General features: G+C 42.6%; 26 protein-coding genes and 1 other annotated feature (1 of these 27 cut by a window edge). Of the genes, 2 read left to right on the top strand and 24 right to left on the bottom strand.

Annotated elements, in window-relative coordinates; all coding sequences use genetic code 11:
- Positions 1 to 2 precede the first annotated feature (2 nt).
- Together der and NSA57_RS08255 are read right to left on the bottom strand one after the other, a co-directional pair.
- Positions 3 to 1,328 (bottom strand): ribosome biogenesis GTPase Der, encoded by a 1,326-nt coding sequence (gene der, locus NSA57_RS08260; RefSeq protein ID WP_022067184.1) that lies wholly within the window; start codon positions 1,326 to 1,328, stop codon positions 3 to 5.
- Complete coding sequence (locus NSA57_RS08255) at positions 1,291 to 2,760, bottom strand: DUF512 domain-containing protein (RefSeq protein WP_257464540.1); 1,470 nt, start codon at positions 2,758 to 2,760, stop codon at positions 1,291 to 1,293. The genes der and NSA57_RS08255 overlap by 38 nt, the downstream gene beginning before the upstream one ends.
- 355 nt (positions 2,761 to 3,115) lie before the next feature.
- Between NSA57_RS08255 and NSA57_RS08250 the strand changes: the two genes are divergently transcribed.
- Complete coding sequence (locus NSA57_RS08250) at positions 3,116 to 4,288, top strand: ribose-phosphate pyrophosphokinase (protein WP_022067182.1); 1,173 nt, start codon at positions 3,116 to 3,118, stop codon at positions 4,286 to 4,288.
- A 122-nt stretch (positions 4,289 to 4,410) separates the two neighbouring features.
- Here NSA57_RS08250 and pgeF read toward each other — a convergent pair whose 3' ends face one another.
- The 15 genes from pgeF to NSA57_RS08175 all read right to left on the bottom strand — a co-directional run bounded on the left by pgeF (position 4,411) and on the right by NSA57_RS08175 (position 16,235).
- Complete coding sequence (gene pgeF / locus NSA57_RS08245) at positions 4,411 to 5,262, bottom strand: peptidoglycan editing factor PgeF (RefSeq protein ID WP_022067181.1); 852 nt, start codon at positions 5,260 to 5,262, stop codon at positions 4,411 to 4,413.
- 15 nt (positions 5,263 to 5,277) lie between these two features.
- Positions 5,278 to 5,631 (bottom strand): YraN family protein, encoded by a 354-nt coding sequence (locus NSA57_RS08240; protein ID WP_138269903.1) that lies wholly within the window; start codon positions 5,629 to 5,631, stop codon positions 5,278 to 5,280.
- Between the two features lie 77 nt (positions 5,632 to 5,708).
- A complete protein-coding gene (locus tag NSA57_RS08235; protein ID WP_147599164.1) occupies positions 5,709 to 6,464 on the bottom strand; it encodes a ribonuclease HII in 756 nt (251 codons plus the stop codon).
- Between the two features lie 5 nt (positions 6,465 to 6,469).
- A complete protein-coding gene (ylqF, locus tag NSA57_RS08230) occupies positions 6,470 to 7,318 on the bottom strand; it encodes a ribosome biogenesis GTPase YlqF (protein WP_022067179.1) in 849 nt (282 codons plus the stop codon).
- 7 nt (positions 7,319 to 7,325) lie between these two features.
- Complete coding sequence (lepB, locus tag NSA57_RS08225) at positions 7,326 to 7,928, bottom strand: signal peptidase I (RefSeq protein ID WP_257464539.1); 603 nt, start codon at positions 7,926 to 7,928, stop codon at positions 7,326 to 7,328.
- Between the two features lie 106 nt (positions 7,929 to 8,034).
- Positions 8,035 to 8,382: a 50S ribosomal protein L19 gene (gene rplS / locus NSA57_RS08220; protein ID WP_022067177.1), complete on the bottom strand. Its 348-nt coding sequence runs from the start codon at positions 8,380 to 8,382 to the stop codon at positions 8,035 to 8,037.
- Between the two features lie 286 nt (positions 8,383 to 8,668).
- Positions 8,669 to 10,384 carry a S8 family peptidase gene (locus NSA57_RS08215; protein ID WP_257464538.1) on the bottom strand — a complete coding sequence of 572 codons (1,716 nt, stop codon included), beginning with the start codon at positions 10,382 to 10,384 and terminating at the stop codon, positions 8,669 to 8,671.
- A 26-nt stretch (positions 10,385 to 10,410) separates the two neighbouring features.
- Positions 10,411 to 10,890 carry a hypothetical protein gene (locus NSA57_RS08210; RefSeq protein WP_257464537.1) on the bottom strand — a complete coding sequence of 160 codons (480 nt, stop codon included), beginning with the start codon at positions 10,888 to 10,890 and terminating at the stop codon, positions 10,411 to 10,413.
- A gap of 44 nt (positions 10,891 to 10,934) precedes the next feature.
- Positions 10,935 to 11,432: a hypothetical protein gene (locus NSA57_RS08205; RefSeq protein ID WP_257464536.1), complete on the bottom strand. Its 498-nt coding sequence runs from the start codon at positions 11,430 to 11,432 to the stop codon at positions 10,935 to 10,937.
- Positions 11,433 to 11,529: 97 nt separating this feature from the next.
- The gene (locus tag NSA57_RS08200) at positions 11,530 to 11,880 is read right to left on the bottom strand and encodes a hypothetical protein (protein WP_257464535.1); all 351 of its coding nucleotides are present in this window, start codon (positions 11,878 to 11,880) and stop codon (positions 11,530 to 11,532) included.
- A gap of 180 nt (positions 11,881 to 12,060) precedes the next feature.
- Positions 12,061 to 13,041: a hypothetical protein gene (locus tag NSA57_RS08195; RefSeq protein WP_257464534.1), complete on the bottom strand. Its 981-nt coding sequence runs from the start codon at positions 13,039 to 13,041 to the stop codon at positions 12,061 to 12,063.
- Between the two features lie 51 nt (positions 13,042 to 13,092).
- Entirely contained in the window at positions 13,093 to 14,211 is a 1,119-nt protein-coding gene (locus NSA57_RS08190; RefSeq protein ID WP_257464533.1) for a radical SAM protein, read from the bottom strand.
- Positions 14,212 to 14,232: 21 nt separating this feature from the next.
- On the bottom strand, positions 14,233 to 14,499 hold the full coding sequence (locus tag NSA57_RS08185; protein WP_257464532.1) for a PqqD family protein: 267 nt from the start codon (positions 14,497 to 14,499) through the stop codon (positions 14,233 to 14,235).
- 389 nt (positions 14,500 to 14,888) lie between these two features.
- The gene (locus NSA57_RS08180) at positions 14,889 to 15,782 is read right to left on the bottom strand and encodes a tetratricopeptide repeat protein (RefSeq protein WP_257464531.1); all 894 of its coding nucleotides are present in this window, start codon (positions 15,780 to 15,782) and stop codon (positions 14,889 to 14,891) included.
- A 156-nt stretch (positions 15,783 to 15,938) separates the two neighbouring features.
- Entirely contained in the window at positions 15,939 to 16,235 is a 297-nt protein-coding gene (locus NSA57_RS08175; protein WP_257464530.1) for a hypothetical protein, read from the bottom strand.
- Positions 16,236 to 16,348: 113 nt separating this feature from the next.
- On the opposite strand from NSA57_RS08175, the gene NSA57_RS08170 reads away from it, so the two are divergent.
- Positions 16,349 to 16,573, top strand: coding sequence for a helix-turn-helix domain-containing protein (locus NSA57_RS08170; RefSeq protein WP_257464529.1), 225 nt, complete (start codon positions 16,349 to 16,351; stop codon positions 16,571 to 16,573).
- Between the two features lie 140 nt (positions 16,574 to 16,713).
- On the opposite strand, the gene NSA57_RS08165 is transcribed toward NSA57_RS08170, so the two are convergent.
- From NSA57_RS08165 to NSA57_RS08135, 7 genes are all read right to left on the bottom strand, one after another.
- Positions 16,714 to 17,490: a ZIP family metal transporter gene (locus tag NSA57_RS08165; protein ID WP_257464528.1), complete on the bottom strand. Its 777-nt coding sequence runs from the start codon at positions 17,488 to 17,490 to the stop codon at positions 16,714 to 16,716.
- Positions 17,491 to 17,621: 131 nt separating this feature from the next.
- On the bottom strand, positions 17,622 to 18,635 hold the full coding sequence (locus NSA57_RS08160; RefSeq protein WP_257464527.1) for an OmpA family protein: 1,014 nt from the start codon (positions 18,633 to 18,635) through the stop codon (positions 17,622 to 17,624).
- A 12-nt stretch (positions 18,636 to 18,647) separates the two neighbouring features.
- Positions 18,648 to 20,279 (bottom strand): anti-phage protein ZorA-like protein, encoded by a 1,632-nt coding sequence (locus NSA57_RS08155; protein WP_147599158.1) that lies wholly within the window; start codon positions 20,277 to 20,279, stop codon positions 18,648 to 18,650.
- A gap of 246 nt (positions 20,280 to 20,525) precedes the next feature.
- Positions 20,526 to 21,140: a histidine phosphatase family protein gene (locus NSA57_RS08150; protein WP_173752237.1), complete on the bottom strand. Its 615-nt coding sequence runs from the start codon at positions 21,138 to 21,140 to the stop codon at positions 20,526 to 20,528.
- Positions 21,140 to 23,557 carry a phenylalanine--tRNA ligase subunit beta gene (pheT, locus tag NSA57_RS08145; RefSeq protein ID WP_257464526.1) on the bottom strand — a complete coding sequence of 806 codons (2,418 nt, stop codon included), beginning with the start codon at positions 23,555 to 23,557 and terminating at the stop codon, positions 21,140 to 21,142. The genes NSA57_RS08150 and pheT overlap by 1 nt, the downstream gene beginning before the upstream one ends.
- 233 nt (positions 23,558 to 23,790) lie before the next feature.
- On the bottom strand, positions 23,791 to 24,810 hold the full coding sequence (gene pheS, locus NSA57_RS08140; RefSeq protein WP_173752281.1) for a phenylalanine--tRNA ligase subunit alpha: 1,020 nt from the start codon (positions 24,808 to 24,810) through the stop codon (positions 23,791 to 23,793).
- 26 nt (positions 24,811 to 24,836) lie between these two features.
- Positions 24,837 to 24,983 carry a hypothetical protein gene (locus NSA57_RS08135; protein WP_257464525.1) on the bottom strand — a complete coding sequence of 49 codons (147 nt, stop codon included), beginning with the start codon at positions 24,981 to 24,983 and terminating at the stop codon, positions 24,837 to 24,839.
- 118 nt (positions 24,984 to 25,101) lie between these two features.
- Positions 25,102 to 25,123, bottom strand: a binding site (T-box leader); it runs 204 nt beyond the window's last position.

The raw sequence follows: 25,123 nt of genomic DNA, 5'->3' as shown, positions 1-25,123 counted from the left end.
TCCTATTCCTTCTCTCCCCGCTGACGGATAATAAATTTCAGAGAAGTTCCTCTGAATCCAAATGCATCACGGATCTTATTTTCCAGATATCTGGTATAAGAGAAATGCATCAGTTCTCTGTCATTGACAAAGATCACAAATGTCGGTGGTCTTACTCCCACCTGAGTCATATAATAAATTTTCAGACGCTTGCCTCTGTCAGACGGCGGCTGCTGCATGGCAATGGCCTCTGAAAGAATCTCGTTCAGCACACCTGTCTGGATACGCAGGGTCTGATTTTCGATTACTGCGTCAATGGTCTCAAACAGACGGTTGATCCTCTGTCCTGTTTTTGCGGAAATAAATACAAGCTCCGCATAAGGCATATATGCCAGTACCTCGCGGATACGGTTGGTGTGTTTATAAATGGTTTTGTCATCCTTTTCAATGGCATCCCATTTATTTACAGCAATGATCACGCCCTTGCCTCTTTCATGAGCGATTCCGGCAATTTTTGCATCCTGTTCTGTAACGCCCTCTGTAGCGTCAATAACGATCACTACCACATGGGCCCGTTCCACAGCTGTTACTGTACGTATCACGCTGTATCGCTCAATCTCCTCCTTTACCTTACCCTTCCGGCGAAGACCGGCTGTATCAATAAAAATGTAATCCCGACCCTGCCATTTTACTCTGGCATCAACTGCATCTCTGGTGGTTCCGGCAATATCAGAAACGATCACACGGTCTTCTCCCAGAAGATGATTGATCAGAGATGACTTTCCTACATTAGGCTTTCCTACAACAGCGATCTTCGGAATGTCATCCTCTTCCTCTGTATCTGCGTCTTCCGGAAATTCTTTTACCACCTCGTCCAGCATATCGCCCAGGCCGGTACGGTTTGCCGCTGAAATGGCAATCGGCTCGCCGATTCCCAGATTATAGAACTCGTAAACATCCATCATATATTTCTGAAGGCTGTCCACCTTATTTACCACAAGCACTACAGGCTTTTTGCTGCGGCGGAGCATATCTGCCACTTTCGCATCAGAATCCACCAGACCCTGCTGCACATCTGTAATAAAAACAATCACGTCCGCAGTGTCAATGGCGATCTGGGCCTGCTCTCTCATCTGAGATAAAATAATATCTCCGCTCTCCGGCTCAATTCCGCCTGTATCGATCATGGTAAAGGACTTATCCAGCCATGTTACATCTGCATAAATCCTGTCTCTTGTAACGCCCGGAGTATCTTTTACAATAGAAATCATCTCTCCGGCAAGCGCATTAAACAGCGTGGACTTACCCACATTAGGCCTGCCCACGATGGCTACTACTGGTTTGCTCATACATCTGTCTCCTTATCTGTTTATTATGATCCGGAGCATCCAGTACAGAAGCCACCAGATCTGCTCCGTTTTCATCTACAACTACAATTTCTGTTCCCAGCGCATCTTCCAGTTCCCGCACAGAAACATCGTCAAGGAAAATATCCTCCCCGCTTCGAAGCATATTACAGGGGATCAGAAGCCTTTCTCCCAGATCCAGACCTGCAAGCTGCTCTTTCAGATCAGTTCCTGTGATCAGTCCTGAAACTGTGATCAGCTCCCCGAAAAAGTTATTGGTGATCACCTTTACACGAATCTTTATATTCGGATATTTTTTCTGTATCATTTTTACACACTTTTCCAGATACGGGCCCGCAAGCTTTCCTGTGGCAATGGTCATTTCCGCCGCTCTGTCATCTCCCGGACGGGCATCCACTGCGCTGCGCACCTCCGTTTCCAGAAGTCTCAGCATTCCCACTCCGTTTTCCAGCTGAAGATATCCGTCATAGCGCTCCTCTTCCGGAAGCTCCTGTTCCGCAAGGAGATACCATTCATCAGACGCATGTACAAAATGGATCCCATGCTCCCGGAACATTTTTTCCTGCCAGCGGTGAATCTGCTCCAGAACCTTTACCGCATCCTCTTTCTTAAAAGGCTCCAGAGGATACAGGCCCTGACGAAACTTTGAAAGTCCTACCGGAACCACGGACACGCTCTGAAGCACAGGCGCATATGCAGAAAGCTTTTCCAGACTGAATTCCAGTTCTTTTCCATCATTGACGCCCTTACAGAGAACGATCTGACCGTTCATGGTAATCCCGGCCTCATAAAGCTGGTCTGCCTTTAAAAGAGCCTCTCCTGCAAAGCGGTTATGAAGCATTTTGCAGCGAAGCTCAGGATTCATTGTCTGAAACGAAACATTAATAGGCTCCAGACGGTACTGAATGATCCGGTCAATATCCTTCTGGCTCATATTTGTCAGAGTCACATAATTTCCCTGAAGAAAAGAAAGTCTGGAATCGTCATCCTTAAAATAAAGAGTTTCTCTCATTCCCGGAGGCATCTGATCAATAAAGCAGAAAATACAGCGGTTGGTGCAGGAGCGGTACTCATCCATAAGCCCGTTTTCAAACTCGATCCCCAGATCTTCCTCATATTCTTTTTCCACTTCCAGTTCCCACAGCTCGCCGTCTGCTTTTTCAATGAGAAGTGTCACAAATTCATCGTTCATCAGATAACGATAATCAAAAACATCCTCCACCGGAGTGTCATTTATGGCAGCCAGGATATCTCCCGGCTCAAGCTCCAGTTCCTGGGCAATACTTCCCGGCAGGACCCTGGAGATGATATGCTTCTTTTTTTTCATAAAATCCCTTTCTTCCGCCTGTACAGACACACCCTGTCGCCTGCTGTCCGTACTGTAAGCTGTAATCATCATAACAATTTTACACATAAAAAACAACTGCAAATTTTATATCACCCCGGCCTGCGCTGTCAAGTATAAAGAGCAGCCGCCTACACAGAAACAGCAGGAGCAGCCCTTCACCGGCAATATTCCACAGGGCATTTTCGCATTCTGCTGACCAAATCCCGGAACCCGCCTGGCAAAATACGCTCTTACCGGATCCACGGCAGACAGATCTGTTCATTCTTCTGCTCTGACTGAATCGCGTACATTTTTGTATACAATATGATTTTTACAGGCGAAAAACAATAAATTCCTTGACGGGCTTTGGGGCAAATGATATAAATGTATTATGGTTTTATTTTTTATAAACAAAATATAAACAAAACTCAGGAGGAAAATTATGCCGAATATAGAGTTACTTGAAAAATCCCTTCCGGTTGCGCCGATTCGTATTGCAGCCCTTTCCGGCTGCCAGGATCTTGCAAAGGAGGTTGACAAGAAACTTGTAAAATTCCGTAAAGAGCTGGTTGCCAAGAAAAAATCTGAGATCATTCCTCAGGGATACTGCGAACCATCCTTCCTTGTAGAATGTGAATGTGTACGCTTCGGCACCGGAGAAGGAAAAGGCTATATCAAAGAATCCGTCCGCGGAACAGACCTTTTTATTATGGTGGATGTTACAAATTACAGCGAAACGTACACTGTATGCGGTCACGAGAACCATATGTCCCCGGACAATCATTATCAGGACCTGAAAAGAATCATTTCCGCAGCTACAGGAAAGGCTCACAGAATCAATGTGATCATGCCGTTTCTGTATGAAGGACGTCAGCACCGCCGTTCCAAGAGAGAGTCCCTTGACTGCGCTCTGGCACTGAAAGAATTAAGCGATATGGGCGTATCCAACTTCATTACTTTTGACGCTCATGATCCCCGTGTACAGAACTCCATCCCGCTGAATGGATTTGACAACTTTTTCCCAACCTATCAGTTCCTGAAGGCGCTTGTAAAAAATGTTCCTGACTTCAAACTGGACAACGATCATCTGATGATCATCAGCCCGGACGAAGGCGCTATGTCAAGAGCGGTTTATTTCTCCAATATCCTTGGCGTAGACATGGGTATGTTCTATAAGAGAAGAGATTACTCTACTATCGTAAACGGAAAGAACCCGATCGTGGCACACGAGTTCCTTGGCGATTCTGTAGAAGGCAAGGACGTTGTTATTATCGACGATATGATCTCCTCCGGAGAGAGTATGCTGGATGTGGCAAAGCAGATCAAAGAGCGTCACGCAAAGCGCGTGTTTATCTGCACTACATACGGACTGTTCACGGACGGACTGGCTAAATTCGATGAATATTACGAAAAAGGCTGGATCGATAAGGTTATCACCACAAACCTGAACTACCGTATTCCGGAGCTTCTTACCAAACCGTACTATGTTGAAGCAAATATGAGCAAATATCTTGCAAGTATTATCGATATTATCAATCATGATGTTTCTGTTGAAAAGGTACGCTCCAGCAACGAAAAAATCATGGATCTGATGACCAGAGTAAACGGACAGTAAATAATAGTTTCTGTCATCAAAAAAAGCACAGACTTCTGTGCTTTTTTTGTGCTTTTACTTATCATTCAGGGCAGCATCTGTAAAAACGCTGCAGAATAAGCTTCTCCGGATGAGCCCCTGTCTTACCGCTTTATTCCCAGAAACGCTCCCAGATTTCCTCTTTTTCCCTGAGAGGCCCTGTGAGAATAAAGGAACTCCGGATTGCAGCAGGTACAGAGATTCGGCATGGAAATATGTTCCGGAAGAATCCCTGCCCCAAGCAGAATCTGACGGTTTGCCTCCCAGAGATTCAGCTGATATTTCCCGTTTTCTTTTCTGTAAAAAATATCCTTCCATAATTCCCTGGAAAATGTTTTCTGAAATTCCAGAATCACATCTTCACTGACCTCATAGCAGTCCTGACAGATGGAAGGCCCTACAGCCGCATAAATATCCTCCGGGCGGGTCCCATAATGCTTCTGAAGTTCTTTTACCGTAACCGCCCCGATTCCTGCCGCAGTACCTCTCCATCCGGAATGAGAAAGGCCCACTGCCTTATGGACAGGATCTGCAAAATAAAGAGGCACACAGTCCGCATAAAAGGTTGCCAGTACAAGGCCCGGCACATTGGTTATCATTCCGTCTACATCCGTGTAAGGACGGGGCTTTGTGATTCCGTTTCCCCTGTCCTCAGCGGTTATCACACGGACATTGGCAGTGTGGGTCTGATCCGAGGTTACAATGTCCTCCGGCGAAAAGCCCAGGGCAGCAGAAATCCTGTTATAGTTTTCCCGCACAGCCTCCTCCTTATCGCCTCTTGTAAAGCTCAGATTCATAGAAGAATAAATCCCCTCACTGACTCCTCCAAGCCTGGTGCTGAACCCGTGTACAAAACCCGGAATTTTTTCAAACTCCGGCCAGGTAAGATAAGTCACTCCCTTATTTTTTCTGACATTCATATGAGGCATGTTTTCCTGATGCCATAGGATTTTCATAAAATCTCTCCTTTTTTATCCGCAGTAATCAAAGGCATTTTTTATCCACTGGATATTCTGTCCGTCAATAGCCACAACATCAAATCTGCAGGGCGTATCCTCCGGATACCCATAGCGTACAAGATAAAACAGAGAAGCCCGGCTGATCATTTTCTGCTTTTTATAATTTACCGCTGCCGATGCTCCGCCGCTGCCGGAAGTATGCCGGTACTTTACTTCCACAAAAACCAGATATCTTCCGTCTCTGGCGATCAGGTCTATTTCCCCGGATCTGCAGCGGAAATTCCGGGCTTTTATATACAATCCCTGTTGTTTTAAAAAAGCAGCCGCCTGTTTTTCATAACGACTGCCCAGCTCACGTTTATTGATCCTTCTCTCTCATTTCCTGTCTGTGTAGGTATCTTATGTAATTACTTTCCGAAAGAGCTTTTGCCTTTTCGTTTTCTCTATACAAAATGAGTAATAAAGCTGGCTCTGTGAATGGGGGAAGGTCCGTATTTTTTTAAGGCTTCTATATGCTCCGCAGAACCATATCCCTTATTGGAAGCAAATCCGTATTCCGGCAAAGCCGCATCATACTCTTCCATAAGCCTGTCCCTTGTAACCTTTGCCACAATGCTGGCTGCGGCAATGGAAGCGCTTTTTGCATCTCCCTTGACAATGGGAACCTGGGGGATTTCCACTGCCGGAATGGTCACTGCATCGTTGAGAAGAAGCTGCGGCCGTACAGAAAGCTTTTCGATTGCCTGGCGCATAGCCTCATAGGTTGCCTGAAGAATATTGATCTCATCAATGCGGGCAGGTCCTGCCATTCCAATTCCCACTGAAACTGCCTTCTCAAGAATCACCTCATAAAGCTCTTCCCGCTTTTTTGCAGTCAGCTTTTTGGAATCATTCAGGTAAAGAATCCCATGATCTTTTGGAAGGATCACAGCGCAGGCAACCACAGGGCCTGCAAGAGGTCCCCTTCCCACTTCGTCAATACCGCATAAATATCCCAGATGCTCATATTTATGTTCATATTCCATCATGTGCTCCATACGTAAGAGCTCCTTTTCAAGAGCTGCTTCTTCTTTACGGCACTTCTCTATCAGCTTCCTTACTCCGCTTCTCTCATCCTCTGCATACAGCTGACAGAGAGCTTTCTTTTCCTCTAAAGAAGCAGAGGCAAACTCATTTTTTATCTCTGTGATCGTTTTCATCTTTTTTACTCCGCAGGCGCCCATTCCAGGGTAATACGGCCAAGCTTTCCGCTTCGGAAATCGTCAAAAAGAATCCCCGAAGCCTTGGCATAATCCAGCTCTTCCCCTTTTTTCAGGCAGCCTCTGGCTCTGGCAATTCCTTCCAGAACACCCAGGTTCTCCTCTTCTTCACTTACCTCATAACGGGCATTTAATACGCCCGGATATTTTTCTTTCAGATATCCGATCAAAGTCAGTGCAAGCTCTTCCATATTCAGAATATCGTCTTTGATAGAGCCCACAAAAGCCAGACGGATCCCTACCTCCTGATCCTCAAATTTCGGCCATAGGATTCCCGGCGTATCAAGAAGCTCTACATTCTTATTCAGACGGATCCACTGTTTTCCCTTTGTAACACCGGGACGGTTTCCTGTTTTGGCGCAGGCCTTGCCTGCAAATGAATTAATAAATGTAGATTTTCCCACATTGGGGATTCCTGCCACCATAGCCCGGACAGGACGGTTTTTGATTCCGCGTTTTCTGTCTCTTTCTATTTTTTCTTTGCAGGCCTCCTGAATCACATTCTGGATATTTTTCATTCCTGCTCCGTTTCGGGAATCTACTTTTACCACATGAAAGCCTTTTCCCTGAAAATATTCTTTCCAGGCTTCATTCTGTCTTTCATCTGCCAGATCCGCTTTGTTCAGAAGGATCAGCCTGGACTTGTTCTGTCCCAGTCTGTCAATGTCCGGATTTCTGCTGGAAAGAGGAACTCTTGCGTCAACCAGCTCTATGATCAGGTCGATCAGTTTAAGGTCTTCCTGCATCTGTCTTTTTGCCTTGGTCATATGACCAGGATACCACTGTACGTTCATATATTACCTAGCCTTTCAAAAATCCCGCTTTTTCTATGGGCGAACAGATGAACCAGAGCTTACCCACAATATAGCGTTTTTTTACTGTACCGATATCTGCATACCGGCTGTCCTCACTGTTATTTCTGTTGTCTCCCAGTACAAAATATTCATTGGATTTCAGGCTAACGCCATTCTCTGCCAGTCCCGGATTCTGGATTTCCGGGTAGTCTGCCGCCTCGTCATATACTTCTCCGTCTATGTAGATCACGCCGTCCCGGATCTGAACAGTCTCTCCGGGCAGTCCTATAACACGACGGATATGAAGAGCTGCATCATCACTGGCATTTGTACGGAACACGATCAGATCTCCTCTCTGAGGAGAAGAAAATTTATATACTGCCTGATTCATGAAAAAGCGATCCCCCACTGCAAGAGTGGGCTCCATGGAGCTTTCCTGCATGGTAACGGTCTGAAACATTAATACCGCCACCAGGGCAGCGAATACAAGGTTAACGGCAAGCTCAAAGATCCAGCGCAGAGAATCCCGCACTTTTTTGTTTTCCAGCTTTGCTTTCAGCTCCAGAACCTTCGGATGCTCTTTCCAGTTTTTAATTTTTGCAATGTCCATATCTGATTTCTCCATGCACAAAACAAAATCAGAGCAACAACTGTTGAAAAAAGAGGGACAATAGCTGTCGTTATTGTCCCTGCTTTTTAAATCTCTGAAATTGTCATTATCTAACGCGCTCTTTAACCTTAGCAGCTTTACCAACGCGATCTCTCAGGTAGTTCAGTTTTGCACGGCGTACTTTACCGTAACGGATTACTTCTACCTTAACTACATGTGGGGAATGAAGCGGCCATGTTTTCTCAACGCCTACTCCGTTGGAGCTCTTTCTTACTGTGAAAGTCTCTCTTGTGCTTCCACCCTGTCTCTTCAGGACTGTTCCCTCGAAGATCTGGATTCTCTCACGGTTTCCCTCTTTGATCAGTGCGTGTACTCTTACAGTATCACCTGTGCGGAACTCCGGCACTTCTGCTTTTAACTGAGCAGCTTCAATGTTTCTGATAATGTCGTTCATGTTTTTCTCTCCTATTCTTCTGGATGTTCTTAATACATAAATTCTGTAACAGAGGACCATCTTTTTTACAACAGCTTAGATTATACTATAGTACATCCGGCATTGCAAGCTTTTTTTATTTATATTTTCTCAGTTATCGCATACTGTATACATGTTCATTTAACACATTCGACTGACTGCAGCTTTCTGAAATTCTGTCAGGACATAGATCGCTGTTTGGTAAAAAATTCGTTTCACCTTACACGATACCAGAAAGTTGATCCTTGTCTTCAGCTTTACTTCAATTCTATTCCGGAATATCCAGCCACATTTCAGAAGCTTCCATATTGGCTCCACTATTCGAAATCTGCACATAAGTTCCGGCATATTCGGAATCACCCCGAATCTCCAGTCCGCCCTGTGTATAAATCAACTCACAGGAACCGCCTTCTCCTATAATTTCATATGGATTTTCAGATGCCCCCATATATATTTCACCAATTGTTTCTTGTATATCACATTTAACATATCCGTATTCACCCAGTTGTGGTCTTGTTACACGATAGACGATTCCTATCGCTCCAGTCTCATCATATGAAGTATATAATGGAAGACTGATATAAGTATCTCCTTTCATAAAAATCCCCTCGTATGCAGACACAGAATTCCCAGGTTCTTGTGTATCTATTTCATTCTGTATATCAGTTTCATATTCATTTTCTGATTCTGTCTCATCTATTTCCGGTATTTCTTTCTCGCTTGAGAAATCCGGCATACCCCAGCCATAAAAAGAATCCCAATCTGTGTCTCCCAAATCAATAGAATACCCCTTCAGAACATTTTGAATTTCCTTTGATGTCATAGCTGGATTTTCTAATTTAGTCATAGCTGCAAGGGCTGATATGTGCGGCGTCGCCATAGAAGTCCCACTCATAGTTCCTGTTGAATCTCCAAATGTAATTCCCAGAAAAAGTTTCGGAATACAGCTTAAAACATCAACTCCCGGTGCAGAAAAATCTATACTGTCTCCCCAATTGGAAAACCCTGCCTTTTCTAACTGGGTATTAATTGCTGAGACAACAATACACTCTTCCAAATGTGCCGGTGTTATATTTTCCGTACTATTATTGTCATTTCCGGCGGCGACAACTACTGTACATCCTCTGTTGACCGCATAGATAACAGCATTGTCCAATGTTTTGTTTTTTGGACCTGAAAGGCTCATATTGATAATCTCAGCGCCTCTTTCTACTGCATGACGGACTCCCAGGCTAATTGCCAGCATACTGCCTCTGTTATCAGCTCCAAGCACCCTTACCGGCAAAATTTTCACATTTAATCCCGGTGTACAGTCCACAATTGTTCCTGCAACATGTGTTCCATGTGAATGTTTATCATCCGGTTCCATATCATCATCAATAAAATCCCATCCTCCTTCTACAATCCTGTCTTTCAAAAAGGAATGCTGATACACGCCCGAATCTACAACTGCAACTGTAATACTTGCGTCCGTCACATTCTCCACACGATTCGCATAAGCATCTGCCCCAATATACGAAACTCCCCAGGACATTGGTTCAATATTTTCTTTGTATTCAGTTGCCTCCGCATATTGATCTGGCTCACAATACGCCACCTCTTCCAAATTATTTAATTCTTCACAGACCTGCTTTGCTCTTTCCTGAGTTGTAAACTGCATAATATATATATCATCAATTCCCTGTATCACTTCTTTTGCGCCATAGGATAATAAATCAATTGGTTCTTCTGTTCCCTGCACAATAAGACGTCGGGAATAATACGGCATAGAGCCTGCCTCAGGATCAACGCCTCTGCCATCATACCTTTTTATTAAATTTACAACCTCTTCAGAAAACTCGTTAAGCGTTCCCGTTTTAGTCAGTGTTGTCTCTCCATTATATGGTTCTTCCTCTATTCGCTTGCCAGAATCCCACAAAAACATATAGCCCGATAAAATTGCCATTGTCAATATTATCATCCACAAAAAATATTTCTTTTTCATATGTACAATCCTCTTAAAATATTCCTTTATGACTCTGTACTATTTTTTATACGTCTCAATGTTTCAACACACTTTTCTGCTTCTTCAAGAGGAATCTTATACTCTACCCCCGCAATAATTACGACATATTTACAATTTTCAATCATTCTTGTGGATACCATTTGTATATCAGACAACAATAATTCATAGTCCATTTTTTTCCATAAAAACAGCATCTTTATTTCTACTGTGGTTACTTTGATTCTATCGGTATAGATTTCAATCTGATTTTTACGAGCAACAATCCATAACGCTATCTGTGTTCCCGCCAAAACTCCCATTGTATACTGCATAATCGTATAAATTGTAATCAATCTGTCATAATGATTATTATATCCATAACGGTATGGTATACGAGCTAATCCCAAAATGGCTACAAAAACTAATATACTACTGACAATACAATTTGTTACGATACGTTTATTTAGTTGTTTATCAATCCCTTTGAATACTTTTATATTTTCCATTGTTCTCTCTCCTACTCTCTTATGATTATTTTTTGAAGTATATATTACGGAAAAACATAGTATGGCTGCGCCCAAAACGAATATATTTTTGAATTGTCTGCTGTTTCAGTTAATTCAAGTTCCTCTCCGTCAGATTTAGCTTTATACTCCGCCTTTATTGTCGGATTATCCGCATTTACTAAAGTCAATCTGTTACCTGGATGAAACCTCCATTTATATTCCCCCTTTTCTAGGAATGACGCATTTAAAACATTTGCTTCCCCATTTGGTTCAACAAGCAGCGTACCATCCTTCCCTTTCCAAATCCCCTGAACTTTTTCTCTTTCAGAAAGATGCCAAAATACAGCACATGAAATCAACAATACACCTACTATTACACACAGTATCTTACCTCTTCTACGCTTCGCTTTCTGTTCTTTCTCCTGTTTCTCAAGGTAATTTTTTCCATGTATGGAATCACTTAATACTTCCTCACCGTTAGCGCAAAATATTTGTGTTTCATCATTTAAATGACCACATTTTTGACATACAATCCTTCCCATATTCCCCTCCTTACCTACTACAATATAAAAGCTCAAATTTTCACATCAAATCCATTACTGATGCAGAAAGTTTGAGTTATTTATTATATACAAAGCATCATGATTCTCTTTCGTATTCTCCAACACCATCCAGTGTCAAAATATCTCCGTCAATAGAAAATTCATGTACGCCGCCTACATGTCGTCTATCCTCTCCCAGACCAGATTCTGACGGCATCTGAATTTCGTTATTCTTACCTTCCGTAAGCTTCCATGTCCCATGCGCCGACATATTACTTACATACTGCCAGGTTCCATCTGAATTAAAAATAAACTTAATATCTTCAACTTCTGTATCCACCCAGGTTCCAACAATATCCGCTGAACCTCCAGATTCTCCACAAGCTGTAAATAAACAACTCATCAGCATTCCAATAAATAGAACCTTTACTGTTCTTTTCAACTGCATCTGCTTCTCCTCCAATAATATGTATTATTTAATTCCTATTCCCAATTTAATAAATGACCAGGTGACCTTGACAGCCCAGGTAAAAAACTGAAAAACCCCTCTGGTATCTGAATCTTTTCTTTAACTTTCTTTTCCATACTCTTTTCCTCCTTTGTTTTATTTATTATCACAGGTACATTTTTACCTATAATAGTTTTCACTGATTCTGCGTATTACAGAAGTATTGTATGCCGTAATCGAATTATAAAAAACATTCATCTCTTCCGCATGGGAAATCTTCTGTATATCCTGTTTTATCCCATTCATTTTCTTCTGCATATTTTCCACACCATGAATTAATTCATTGACTTTATTTGTAATTTCTCTTTGTCCACGAATCAGCATCTTCTGATTCTCTAATATTCTATCCAGCTTGTCCACAATAAGTCCCCGAAACAAATCTTCCTCAAATAGTGTATAAGCTCCACTATAACCCGGTGTAGCTTCCAAGGAAGGAGCTCTCCCGGATAATAAATATTCAAGGAAAGTTCCGCATGCTTCAAGATAACGGTATTTTGGATAAATAATATCCAGATTGTACAACTGCTTCAGAACCTTCTCCGTATTGTTGTAAGCCGTTTGTGCTATATTATAATTTTCCCATATAATCTTCATGTTGTTGTCGCAGTCTTTTCGGAGAATTGATGCCATTCCCCGCATCTCTTCTTGTTCCTCTTCTTTTGATTTAACTGCAAATATGTAAGCAGCAATACCTCCACCACCAAATATTATCCCAATAATACCTAAAGTCTTGACAGAATTATAGTCCTTTAAATTCTCCTCCAAACCTCTTTTATTACTTTCTAAAAAAGCTTCATTATAACTCGAAGTATAATAATCAACCAGTTCTTGATACATTGCAATATTGTGTTTCACAGCCATCAAACCAACTGCAGAGCAACATATTAATGATAACGCAACTGCTATGAAGATTTTTGCCTGCTTAATTCTTTTTAAAACTTTAGGGCTGGTCTGATACCTTTCTCTACTGTTAAACTCAAAGTTCTCCTTCTCATGGCGAAAACGTTCTTCGAGTTTCAACATCGTATCTTTTTCTATTTTATTTTGAATCTGCAATTGGTAAACATCCTGTAAATAATTGATTAATCTTTCTTTTTCCACTTGGATTTTCTCCTCTTCTAATCATTGTTCATATCGCTTACCAACAAGATGCTATTCTTTTTTTGCTAATCTTTTGATTTCATCCTCCACAAAAGCTCTCCTCAGTTCAGCTACCCGACAGAAAAATGGATCCACCTTCTCTTCATCACCATAAGCAAGCATAAAATTCGCAACACAATGTTCACAAAATCTAATATTTTCGCATGAATTACATTTATAATTTGAAGATGATTTTTTCTCTAGAAATTCTTTCTGCAAATACTCCCACCCTTCATCAAATCCACCTTTTCGGAGGTCGAATTTTCGGTAAGAAGCTCTAACACACCCCTGCATTTTGAGATCCGATGTAATAAATACATGCTGATTTGCAATTGAGCAGGGATATAAATATCCCTCTCTAAATCTTTGAATAGTCCGTTGTGGCCGTAGTTCAATTTCGCCGCTCAGAAGTTCTCTGGCAACATCTTTCCAGAACTGATTTCTGCCGTTATCCTGAACATCAAATTCAAATGCATCCTCAGGTGTTAATCTGAAAGATACAGGCTCCATAGAACCATCACTCATTGGATGGACATCTAGAATCACCACCATTGGTACACCCAATTGATTTCCAAATTCCCTTACTTTGTAAAGATCGTCTATATTTTGTTCCATTGCTACAAATTTCAATTCATATTTTATATCGTTTTTCTGAAGAAGTTCCAATCCATTCATAAATTTCCGGAAACTGCCTTTTACCCCCGTCACTTTCTCATACGATTCCTCAGAATAGCCATACATGGAAGTGCTAATAATTTCTACCGGGTATTCTTTAAAAAGATCAATATGCTTTTGTGACAAGAGTGTAATATTAGAAAGCAGCGATATCTGTACTCCTTTTTTCTTTGCGTAAATAAACATATCCTCAAAATCCGGCCGAGTAAAAATTTCTCCTCCTGTGAAATAACAATCCAAAAGACCGCGTTCAGTCAATATGTCAAAAACTGCCTTAAACTCTTCCAGCGTAAAATCCTGATGTACTCGATCCGGTTTCGCATAGCAATGTACACAATTTAAGTTACATTTTGCTGTTAGTTCAAAACCGGCAGTAAAAGGCGCCCGAATACCTTCAAAGCTTTCATCAATGAAATCATTCATAAGCTGATTGTGCATACAATATCTATCTGCCATAAACTCTCACTCCTTCCGCCACTACATCATAATCAGTTTGCTTTCAATCAACTGATCGATAAATCCTTCTACTGCTACCGCTTCAGCAGAATCAATTTTAAGGTTGTATGTCTCACAGACAAGATTCAATAATTCTGTTACATTTTTAGCTTTATCTGATAATTTCCAAATTAAAGCACCTACCTCATTGAAATAAATCGGATCATTACTTGCCTCATTAAATCGAATCGGCATAAGTATGTTTTTTCCATAAATTTCCCTTAAAATCAAATCAGGATTCTGTCTCATTTTTTCCCCTCTCTCATAAACAAAATTCCACAAATTTTTATGTATCTCTCACAATACAACTTACCTATACTTGTATTATGAGAGATACTTTTGTGATTTGTGTCCAGACCATTACCTCATAACATTATTTGCCCTGATAACAGCATGATTTAAACGTACAATGATACGGATTTTCCGGACCATATGCGGCAATTCTGTTACTTTTTTTCAGAATAACCATCTGCGGAAATGTAAATTTTCTCATAAATTTGTCTCCTCCTTCCTGTAAAAATTGTGTCTATCATCTATACCCTAGAAGTATAAACACCTTTTGCCATTCAAAAATCGTATAGCTCACCTAATACGACATTCACCACATACAGTATTCTTTTAATCCCTAAATATCTTATCTATTTTCTAAAAAGCTTCCGGAATAATCCTCCTTTATTCTTTAGACTCTCTTCTTCCGTAGGCACATCTTCTTGACCCGATTCCAGTTCCTGTAATTTTTCCCAGGCCCCCTCTGACGTAGAATCATTTTTTGAAACACAGCTTTCAAAAAGCTGCCTGGCTTTTTGGCGGTTCTCCGGAACAGCAATCCCATAAAGGCAGTATACTCCCCAGGTATACTCTGCAAGTGAATCACCCTGTTCTGCCGCTTTCTTTATCCATCCAAAAGACTCCTGCAAATCTCTGTCAGTCCTATCATCACTTTGAGCTAAAGCAATGCCAAGGGCTGTTTGAGATCTGACATCTCCCTGTAGCGCAGCACATCGAAACCATTTTCTAGCTTCCCTAATATCCCTTGCAACACCTTTTCCATCTCTATAAAAACATCCCAACTTATATTGCGCATACACATTTCCCTGTTCTCCTGCCCTCATATACCACTTTACTGCCTCAGCATAATTTTGCCTGACGCTTTCACCATCTTCGTAATTCATAGCAATAATCTGTTGATCGTCTGAACTATTCATTTCTGCCGCTTTCAAATACCATTCAAATGCTTTTACCTCATTCACTTCTACTCCAATTCCCTCTGAATAACATTTTCCCAGATTATGGCAGGCTTCTCTATTATTCATTTCTGCCGCCATACGGAATAATGATACCGCCTTATCAACGTCCTGATCTATACCTTTGCCCATGACATAACATAAGCCAAGATTCTTAATAGCTGCCGCATCTCCAAGCTCGGCAGCAGCATTATAATATTTAAAGGCTTCTTCATAATTTTGCACAATGCCTTCCCCATTAAAATAAGCATCACCTTTTTTTCGCAAAGTTTTTCCTCTGTTATCCATAATCTCCCCTCTTTCCTATTAAAATCATACAATTCTATAACTTTCTCTGATAATTTCGACTTCCTGTCCATGCCTGACAGCCGTAAATATTTTCATCTCATTTTTCGGTAATATATAATTTATTTATCTGTTCTGGCATGGCATCCATAATTTTTCTTATATAACACAAATCGCCTTCTGACAGTATCCCACTATTTCCCCCAAGTGAGAATGAAAAATCTCGCAAAAATTAATATCATACTCCCCCCATACCGATATACACTTATTCAATTTTTGAGTATTTGGAGAATAATAACATTTCTTCATCCCGTGACGTTCTATCCCTGTATCTAATTCAACATAACTGACAATTCCTTTGGATTCTCCAAGGATTCCCCCTGTTTCATATACACTTTTAGCAACACCTTTGATAATTTCTGTATATACGACTTTTGTTATATCCATAATAAACACAATCCGATTCTTCCATTTTTCAAGTATACAAAGATTTATTTTAATAATAGGTCAATCTAACCCTATTGTCAATAGGTCAATCATCCATAATCATTCAAAAATGAGGTGCTAAAATGTCACGACTTAAAGATTTACGAAAAGAACGCGGTTATACACAAATTAAAATGCAGCATTTAACTGGAATTGATCAAAGTGATTATTCTAAAATCGAACGCGGAAAGCGCTACTATTCTTTTGAACAATGCAGGCAAATTGCCCTTGCGCTTAACACAAGTATGGATTACCTCGCTGGATTAACAGATGAAAAAGAGCCTTATCCCAGAAACAATAACAAATGATAAAAGCCAAAATTTTTCACAGACATAGCTCTCAATAAAAAATCTCCTTTATAATTGCTCAAAGCAAAAATCGCTTTCGTCACAATTATAAAGGAGAATTTACAAACTTTGTTCCTTCTGAATACTCTTTATTCTTTTTATTATCCCAAAGCCACATCCAACACCATCATCAGCACAAAGCCCACTGCAAAGGCAATGGTTCCCACATTGCTGTGTTCTCCCTCATTTGCCTCCGGGATCAGTTCTTCCACAACCACATAGATCATAGCTCCTGCTGCAAAAGCAAGGAGATAGGGTAAAAGGGGCTGGATCTGCGATGCCAGAAGAAGTGTAACGCCTCCTGCAATGGGTTCCACAATTCCGGAAGCCGCACCCCAGAGAAAGGCTTTTCCCCGGGAAATCCCCGCGCCTCTGAGAGGCATGGAAATAATGGCACCCTCAGGGAAATTCTGAATGGCAATGCCAATTGCCAACGCAAAGGCTCCTGCCATGGTCACTGTATCATTTCCGGTCAGCACACCTGCAAATACCGCTCCGGCAGACAGCCCTTCCGGAATATTGTGAAGAGTTACCGCAAGGACAAGCATTGTTGTTTTTTTTAAAGCCACCTTCGGACCTTCAGACTCTTCACTGCCAAGATGAAGATGCGGTACCGCCTTATCCATCACAAGCAGAAATCCCACACCCAGAAGCAGTCCTGCTGCCGCCGGAATAAAAGCAAACTTTCCCATTGCCCCGCTCATATCCATGGCCGGGATCAGAAGGGACCATACGGAAGCCGCCACCATCACCCCGGATGCAAAGCCCAGAAATGCTTTCTGCACCAGTGGATTCAGTTCTTTTTTCATAAACAGTACGCAGGCAGATCCCAGTGTCGTTCCTATAAACGGAATCATCAGTCCAAAAAATACATTCATGTGTGATACCTTTCCTGATGTTTACATATGTCTCCACAGAGTATTCCCTGTGTGCCCAGTACATAAACCATGTTATTTTTATTTTATGCCGTATCTGCAGGTATTGTTCCTGAAACATATGGTTCCATGATTTAGGAAACCGGCTGTTCCTGTGATTTTTCCGCAGTTTTCTTCTCTGTGTTGTCTGCAGCGTTATTTTCAACATCTGCTTCTGTCATCACCTTGTTCAGCTCTTCGATCATCTCATCATCTTTTAAACGGAATTTTACCTCCACACGCCTGGACGCGTCTTTATCTACATTTCCATTGGCATCCAGAACCGGATTGGCCATGGAATGACCATTGACTGTAAGATAATCCTGAAGCTGCTGGCTCTGATCCCCGCTAAGAAAATTGCCCTGAATGTCCAGAAGATACTGAGCCACTGCCAGAGAACGCTGCTGGGACAGATACAGGTTATAGCTGTAATCACCGTCTGTATCCGTATATCCGTCAATAATGATCTCTGCAAGATACTGCCTGTAATCTTCCTGAAGAAGAACTTTACAATAGATGGGAAGAACCTGCTCCAGCGCCTGCTTTCCTTCTTCTGTCAGTTCTGCTTCATCATAATCAAACAAAACGCTTGCCTCCAAAGTCAGAGCGCCTGTCTGTGTATCAATATCCACGTTGATATTATTTTTTGCAAATTCCTGTCTCAGAGCCTCGATCACATCAGCCTTTACTCCGATGATCTGGTCGATCTGGGCCTGCTGTTCCTTTAAAAGAGCTGTTTTTTCATCCAGGTCCGCTTTCTGTGTGCTCAGTGTCGCCTCCTGATCCTTCAGCTTGGCTGCCAACTCCGAAAGCAGCGTTTCCTGATCCTTCAGTTTTTCGTCCTGTGTTTTCAGCTGTTCGTTCTGATCCTTCAGTTGACCTTCCTTCTCATTCAGTTCATTTTGCTGGGCAAGGATCTCCAGAGTATACTCCTCCTGCAGAGCAATCTTTTCATCCCGTTCCTCAATACTTTCATTATAGCTTTTCTGTGCCTGAAACAGGGTCACGCACATGATCAGTACAAACAAAAGCAATACGCCTGCCATCATATCTGAATAAGAACGCCAGACATTAAATCCCCCGTCTTCTGATTTTCTTTTTTTGCGCATCTGTTTCTCCTTTTATCTGAATAAGCCGAATTTTCCTTTCTGTGCGTTTCTGGACAGCTCCCTTATATTTCCTGACATTTCTTCCAGAAGCTCCTGCTGCTGTTCTCCCTGCGCTTCCAGGATTTCTTTCAGCTGCTCCAGAGATTCCGTCTGAGCGGTCTTTCCTGCGCTGAGACGGATCTCCCCGTTATTTTTCGCCACAGAAATATCTGCAAGCAGTCTCCGGACCTGTTCCATGGTACGGTAGGATCTTTTCTGATATTCTGCAAACTCCTGCATTTTTGCGTCAAATGCCTCAACTACACGTTTATTGGCAGCAAGAACCTCTCCGCTTACTTTGCCGGCAGAAGACACTCTGTCCATACCCTGAGCCGCAGCTTCCACATACTTCTGCATGGTCTGATTGCAGGCTACCCAGAATTTGGCAGATGATGTTTCTGCTTCCTTGAGATAATCCGCAAGATGCTGGTAATCTGCCTGCTGCTGTTTCTGGATCAGCTGGTTATCCTGAACAATACGGTTCGCTGTCTCAATATATTCTTTCTGAGAAGCGCCTGCATCCTCCATGATCTTTTTCATGATCTGCTCATGCTGCGCATAGGAATCGCTGAGCTGTCTGCTCATTGCCTGGTAAAGATTCGTAGTGTAGTTCACATTGTCTGCCTGAGCCTCTTTCAGCTGGGACAATGTTTTTCCAAACTCCGAAAACTGTACTCCGAAAGAATCGTTCATTTCCTTTAAAAATACATTCAGGATCTCCCGTATCGCATCTTCCTGGCACCGGGTAACAGAAGATACCAGAGTATCCAGAGAATCATTCATTTTTTTGAATGTAGGAGTGATCACTTTCTCAAAGCTGTCCGCCATCTGTACGGAAAACTGTTCTGCCATCTGGTTCATGGCTGCTGTCTGGATCTTCTGGCTGGAGATCAGAAGATTTCTTGACTCATTTTCTGCGGAAGGCATTACATGACTGTGAAACTTTGCCAGAAATGCCTGCAGGGCCTCTGCCATGGAAGAGTACTCGATCTTCATTCCATAGGTATAGACAATGGACAGAGAAATACCATAAATAGACGTAAGAAAGGCAACCTTGATGCCGTCTACAAGAGAGGCCACCGAAGTTGTCATAGCCTCATAATTGGAAGGCTCAAAATTTTTAAGTCCCCACACCAGTCCCACAAAGGTTCCCAGTATACCAAGGCTTGTAAAAATATCCGGCACCATTTCCAGAAGTCGTTTATGTATGTGATTATCCAGTTCCTCTTCGTTGAGATATTCTTCAATATCATCAATGCCCTCTTCACTTTTCAGAACACCGTCTGTAAAGGAATTCATTGTTCCGTCAAGATACGGATGATGAAAAATACCATTCAGTGTTTCTACCTGATCTGTTCCGATCCTTCCCGGTTTGCGGAAAAGATTTCCAAGCTCTGCGGCTGCATTCTCAAGCGATTGAGTAAGATGGTTCATCCGGAACATGCCTCCGAACATTCCCACAACATAAATTGCCACCATAACGCCAAGAAAGATAAAATTATAAACCATAACGCTGACCGCGCCCTGCCCCACATACAGGGTCATGGCTACCGCGGCTGCCAGTACCGCAAGAAACAAAACAACATTTACAATTTTTTTCTTCATAGTAAGCCTCCTCATTGGTTATTATCTTAGGCTCCGCCTTGTACAGCGGGCAAATAAACGCACAATTTACCCTTTTTTCCATAATATCATATCATATGCGCCAGTACAAGCTGTAATATTCAGCTAACTATGGCAAACTCCGGATTATCATTACTGTTCACGACCTTCACAGTAACGGATCATCTCCTGTTTTCTGCCACGACCAAAAACAGGCTGCCGCGAAATCATTCACGGCAGCCCGGGCTTTTATGCATATAATTTATCTTCTTCTATAAGGATTTCCTGTCCGTCTTTTACTTCCACAACATTAATGCTGCAGTTAGGCGGAACGCAGCCATGCCAGAAATCTTCCGGATCATGGTAGATGTTCTGAAGCAGCGCCCGTACGGCACAGCCATGAGAAGAGATCAGGATCGTTTTGTCCTGCAGCTTAGGAGCTGTTGTGATCTCCTTCCAGAACTCCTCTGTTCTTTTCAGAATATCTGAAATATTTTCCCCCTTTTCCGGACGGATAAAATTCTTCGGATCTGTAAAAAAGATCTTCATTTCCTCACTGAGGATAGTTCCGTTTTCATCCTTAAACCTGGAACCCTCCAGAACGCCAAAATTAATCTCCTGGATTCTCGGATCCACAATAACCGGAATCTGCTTTGCCCGTTCCCCGAGAACGAGCTCTGCAGTCTGTCTTGTTCTTGTAAGAGGACTGGTAAAGCAGAGATCAAATGGAACCTCCTTCAATGCCCTGCCTACTTTGGCGGCAAGAGAAATCCCCTCTTCTGCAAGAGGGATATCCACACATCCCTGAACCTTGCCTAAACGGTTCCATTCTGTTTTTCCATGTCTCAGAATATAAAGCTTCATCAGCTTCTCAGCTCGATTCCAAGGTCTGTAAGACCATTAAGGATTTTTTTCATAGCTGCTGTGATCTCAGCCTCTTCCAGAGTTTTATCATGGTCGCGGAATACAACAGAATACGCCATAGACTTATAGCCTTCCTTGATCTGGGCTCCCTCATAAATATCAAAAAGCTCATAGGATTCCAGGATCTTTCCGCCTCTCTGGTCCAGAACCGCTTCAATCTGGCCTGCGAGAACATTCTTTGGTACAACCATACTTAAATCACGGGTAACTGCCGGATATTTTGCAATTCCTGTGAATTTATGAGAAAATCCGGCAAATTCCAGAATATCCATAATATCGATCACTGCAACATAGGCTTTTTCTCCGATATTGTAATTATCTGCAACGATCGGATGAACCTCTCCAAGATAACCTACGGTCTTTCCTTCATAAATGATATTTGCCTGTCTTCCCGGATGGAGGTAAGGTTTATTGCTGTCCGGTGTATAAGAAACTTTTTTCTTCATGCCTGCCTTTTCAAAGAACTCTTCGCAGACACCTTTCATATCAAAGAAATCGCCTGCTCCGTACATACCAAGAGTAAAATGAACTCTCTCGTCAGGAAGCTCTGTAAGAGGCAGAGATTTCGGAAGATAAACCTTTCCGAGCTCATAAAGACGTACATCTTTATTTCTTCTGTTATAATTTGTTCCGAGAGAAGAAAGCATTCCATGCAGAGTTGTAGTACGCATGATGCTGTAGTCTTCCCCAAGAGGGTTGCTGATGGTAATTACCTTTCTCAGCTCACTGTCCTCAGAGATACGCAGCCTGTCAAACACCTTAGGACTTTCAAAGGAGTAGCTCATTGCTTCAGAGAATCCGCAGTATTCTGCAATGTCCCTTGCAATCTGCTCAATTCTCAGCTTAAAAGGAAGACGGCCTGTGGTAGCTTCCCCTGTAGGAAGAGTGGTTGGAATCTTATCATAGCCGAAGAATCTTGCCACTTCCTCTGCCACATCTGCCATACAGTGAATATCCTGACGGAAGGTAGGAGCCACGATCTCATTTGTTTCCGGATCAAGAGTCAGTTCCACTCTGCCAAGGTATTCCAGCATTTCTTCTTTTGTAAGATCTGTACCAAGAAGCCCATTGATCTTTTCCGGCTCAAAAGGCACTCTGGACGGTTCTCTTGTTTCACTGCACACGTCTGCCATGCCGCCCACAACCTCACCTGCTCCAAGCTCTTCCATCAGCTGACACGCACGGTCAATGGCTGCCTGGGCATTATTGGGATCAAGTCCTTTTTCAAACTTGCCGGATGCGTCTGTACGAAGGCCGATTCTCTTGGAGGACAGACGGATGTTTGTACCGTCAAAGCATGCTGCTTCAAAGAGCACTGTTTTTACCTGATCTGTGATCATGGAGTTTTCGCCGCCCATGATTCCCGCAATGCCTACCGGCTTTTTGCCGTCGCAGATCATCAGGACGTTTTCATCCATGATACGTTCCTGTCCGTCCAGGGTTACAAACTTTTCTCCGTTTTCTGCTCTGCGGACAATAATCTCATTTCCTTCGATCAGATCCAGATCATATGCGTGCATGGGCTGTCCGTATTCTTCCATTACATAATTTGTAATATCAACCAGGTTATTGATCGGGCGGATTCCATTGGCAGCCAGGCATCTCTGCATCCATTTCGGAGAAGGACCGATTTTTACATTTTTTACTACCCTTGCGGTATAGCGGGGACAAAGAGACGGATCCTCTACTGTCACCTTAATGTAATCAGAAACGTCCTCATTATTTCCTGTAGCTTTTACAACAGGAGGACAGAATTTTTTGTTAAAGGTCGCTGCTGCCTCTCTGGCAATACCCAGAACGCCATAGCAGTCTACACGGTTGGATGTGATCTCATATTCAAAAACAACATCGTCAAGTCCAAGCTCTTTGATGGCGCTTTCGCCTACCGGGGCATCCTCCGGAAAAATATAGATTCCGTATTCCGGAGCTTCCGGATACATTTCTCTTGTGCTTCCCAGCTCCTCAATAGAGCACATCATGCCAAAAGACTCTACCCCGCGGAGCTTGCCTTTTTTGATCTTTACGCCGCCTGGAGTTTTTTTGCCGTCATGGCCTCCTGCCACACGGCCGCCGTCCAGAACTACCGGAACCTTGTCTCCTTCTTTTACATTTGGAGCTCCGGTTACGATCTGTACTGTTTCTGTTCCCACATTCACCTGACAGATAATAAGCTTATCTGCGTCCGGGTGTCTTTCTATTTTTTCAATCTGTCCGATTACGATTTTTTCCAGATCTGCATCCAGCTTTTCAAAGCCCTCAACCTTTGTTCCTGACAAGGTCATGGCATCTGTATATTCCTGAGCTGTCACATCCAGATCCGGCACATACATTTTAATCCAGGACATTGATGTATTCATGTTTATATCCACCTTTCTTGTTGTTTATAGATAAAATTCGTAAAAGCAAATACTCGCTTCGCTCCTGCTTCCTTTCGGTTGTATCTCTTTACTCTGTCTTTTCCAGAACGTTTTTACTCCGGAATCCGGCATTTCATGCCGACGTATCACTTCGTGATCCTTTTGATTCCGTCGTTTAACCGACACAGAAAGTAAATACTCGCTTTGCTCGTGCTTCCTTTCTGTTGTGTCGGTTAAAATTGTTTCAGGAAGCGGATATCGTTTTCGTAAAGGAGTCTCATATCGTCGATCTCATATTTCAGAAGCGCGATTCTCTCAAGACCCACACCGAAAGCAAAGCCTGTATACTCCTCCGGATCAATGCCACACATACGAAGAACGTTTGGATGAACGGTTCCGCAGCCCAGAATCTCGATCCATCCGGAGCCTTTACAGAAACGGCAGCCTTTTCCGCCGCATTTAAAGCAGGATACGTCCACCTCTGCGCTTGGCTCTGTAAACGGGAAATGATGAGGACGGAATTTTGTTTTTGTTTCCGGTCCGAACAGTTCTCTTGCAAACTCCTGAAGAGTTCCCTTCAGATCTGCAAAAGTAATATTTTTATCAATTACAAGGCCCTCGATCTGATGGAAGGACGGAGAATGGGTAGCGTCTACCTCATCAGAACGGAACACTCGTCCAGGAGCGATCATACGGATCGGCAGCTTGCCTTTCTCCATGGTACGGGCCTGTACCGGAGATGTCTGAGAACGAAGCAGAATGGAGCTGTTAATAAAAAATGTATCCTGCTCATCTCTTGCCGGATGGTCCTCCGGAATATTCAGCTTGGTAAAGTTATAGTCTGCATACTCTACCTCAGGACCTTCCACTACCTCATAGCCCATTCCGATAAAGATTCTTTCCACTTCCTCCAGGGCAATGGTATTTGGATGACGGTGTCCGATCATTGACTTCTTCGCAGGAAGGGTTACGTCAATAACCTCTGCTTTCATTTTTGCTTCACGGGCAGCTTCCTCCAGTTTCTTTCTGGAAGCTTCCAGAAGCTCCTCGATTTTTGCTCTTGTCTCATTTACCAGCTGTCCTACTTTCGGACGGTCTTCCGGAGCAACATCCTTCATACTCTTTAAAATAGCTGTCAGCTCACCTTTTTTACCAAGGTAAGCCACCTTTACTTCATTGAGTTTGTCAGGACCTTCAGCTTCTTCAATACGTTTTCTGGCTGCTTCTGCCAGTTCCTGAAGTTTTTCCTTCATATCCATGGTTGTATTCTCCTTTTTTCTTATTTCATTTCATATTTGCACCTGCCGGATAAATCTGCAGTATCATTAATAAAGTCGATTACTCTGCGCTTATGCACTCCCGTAATCGTCAGCAATTCGCAATCCGGGCTTTTGTCCTGACTGCTCATTCCTGTCAGCCCGTCCAATGTGCACAGTCTCCTGCATGCAGGCATGCGTAAACTGTGCCCGCTGTCCGGAACTTTATTTTGTATATGAGAATATTACGGAAGTAATTTCTCCATATACAAAAAAACCGCCCCTCAAAAGAGGGACGGAATATCCGCGG

This window comes from Blautia caecimuris (genome assembly GCF_024622975.1).
GTDB classification, from domain to species: domain Bacteria; phylum Bacillota; class Clostridia; order Lachnospirales; family Lachnospiraceae; genus Blautia_A; species Blautia_A caecimuris.
The sequence above is the reverse complement of the archived record's forward strand: the minus strand, read 5'-3'. Positions and strand labels throughout refer to the sequence as shown.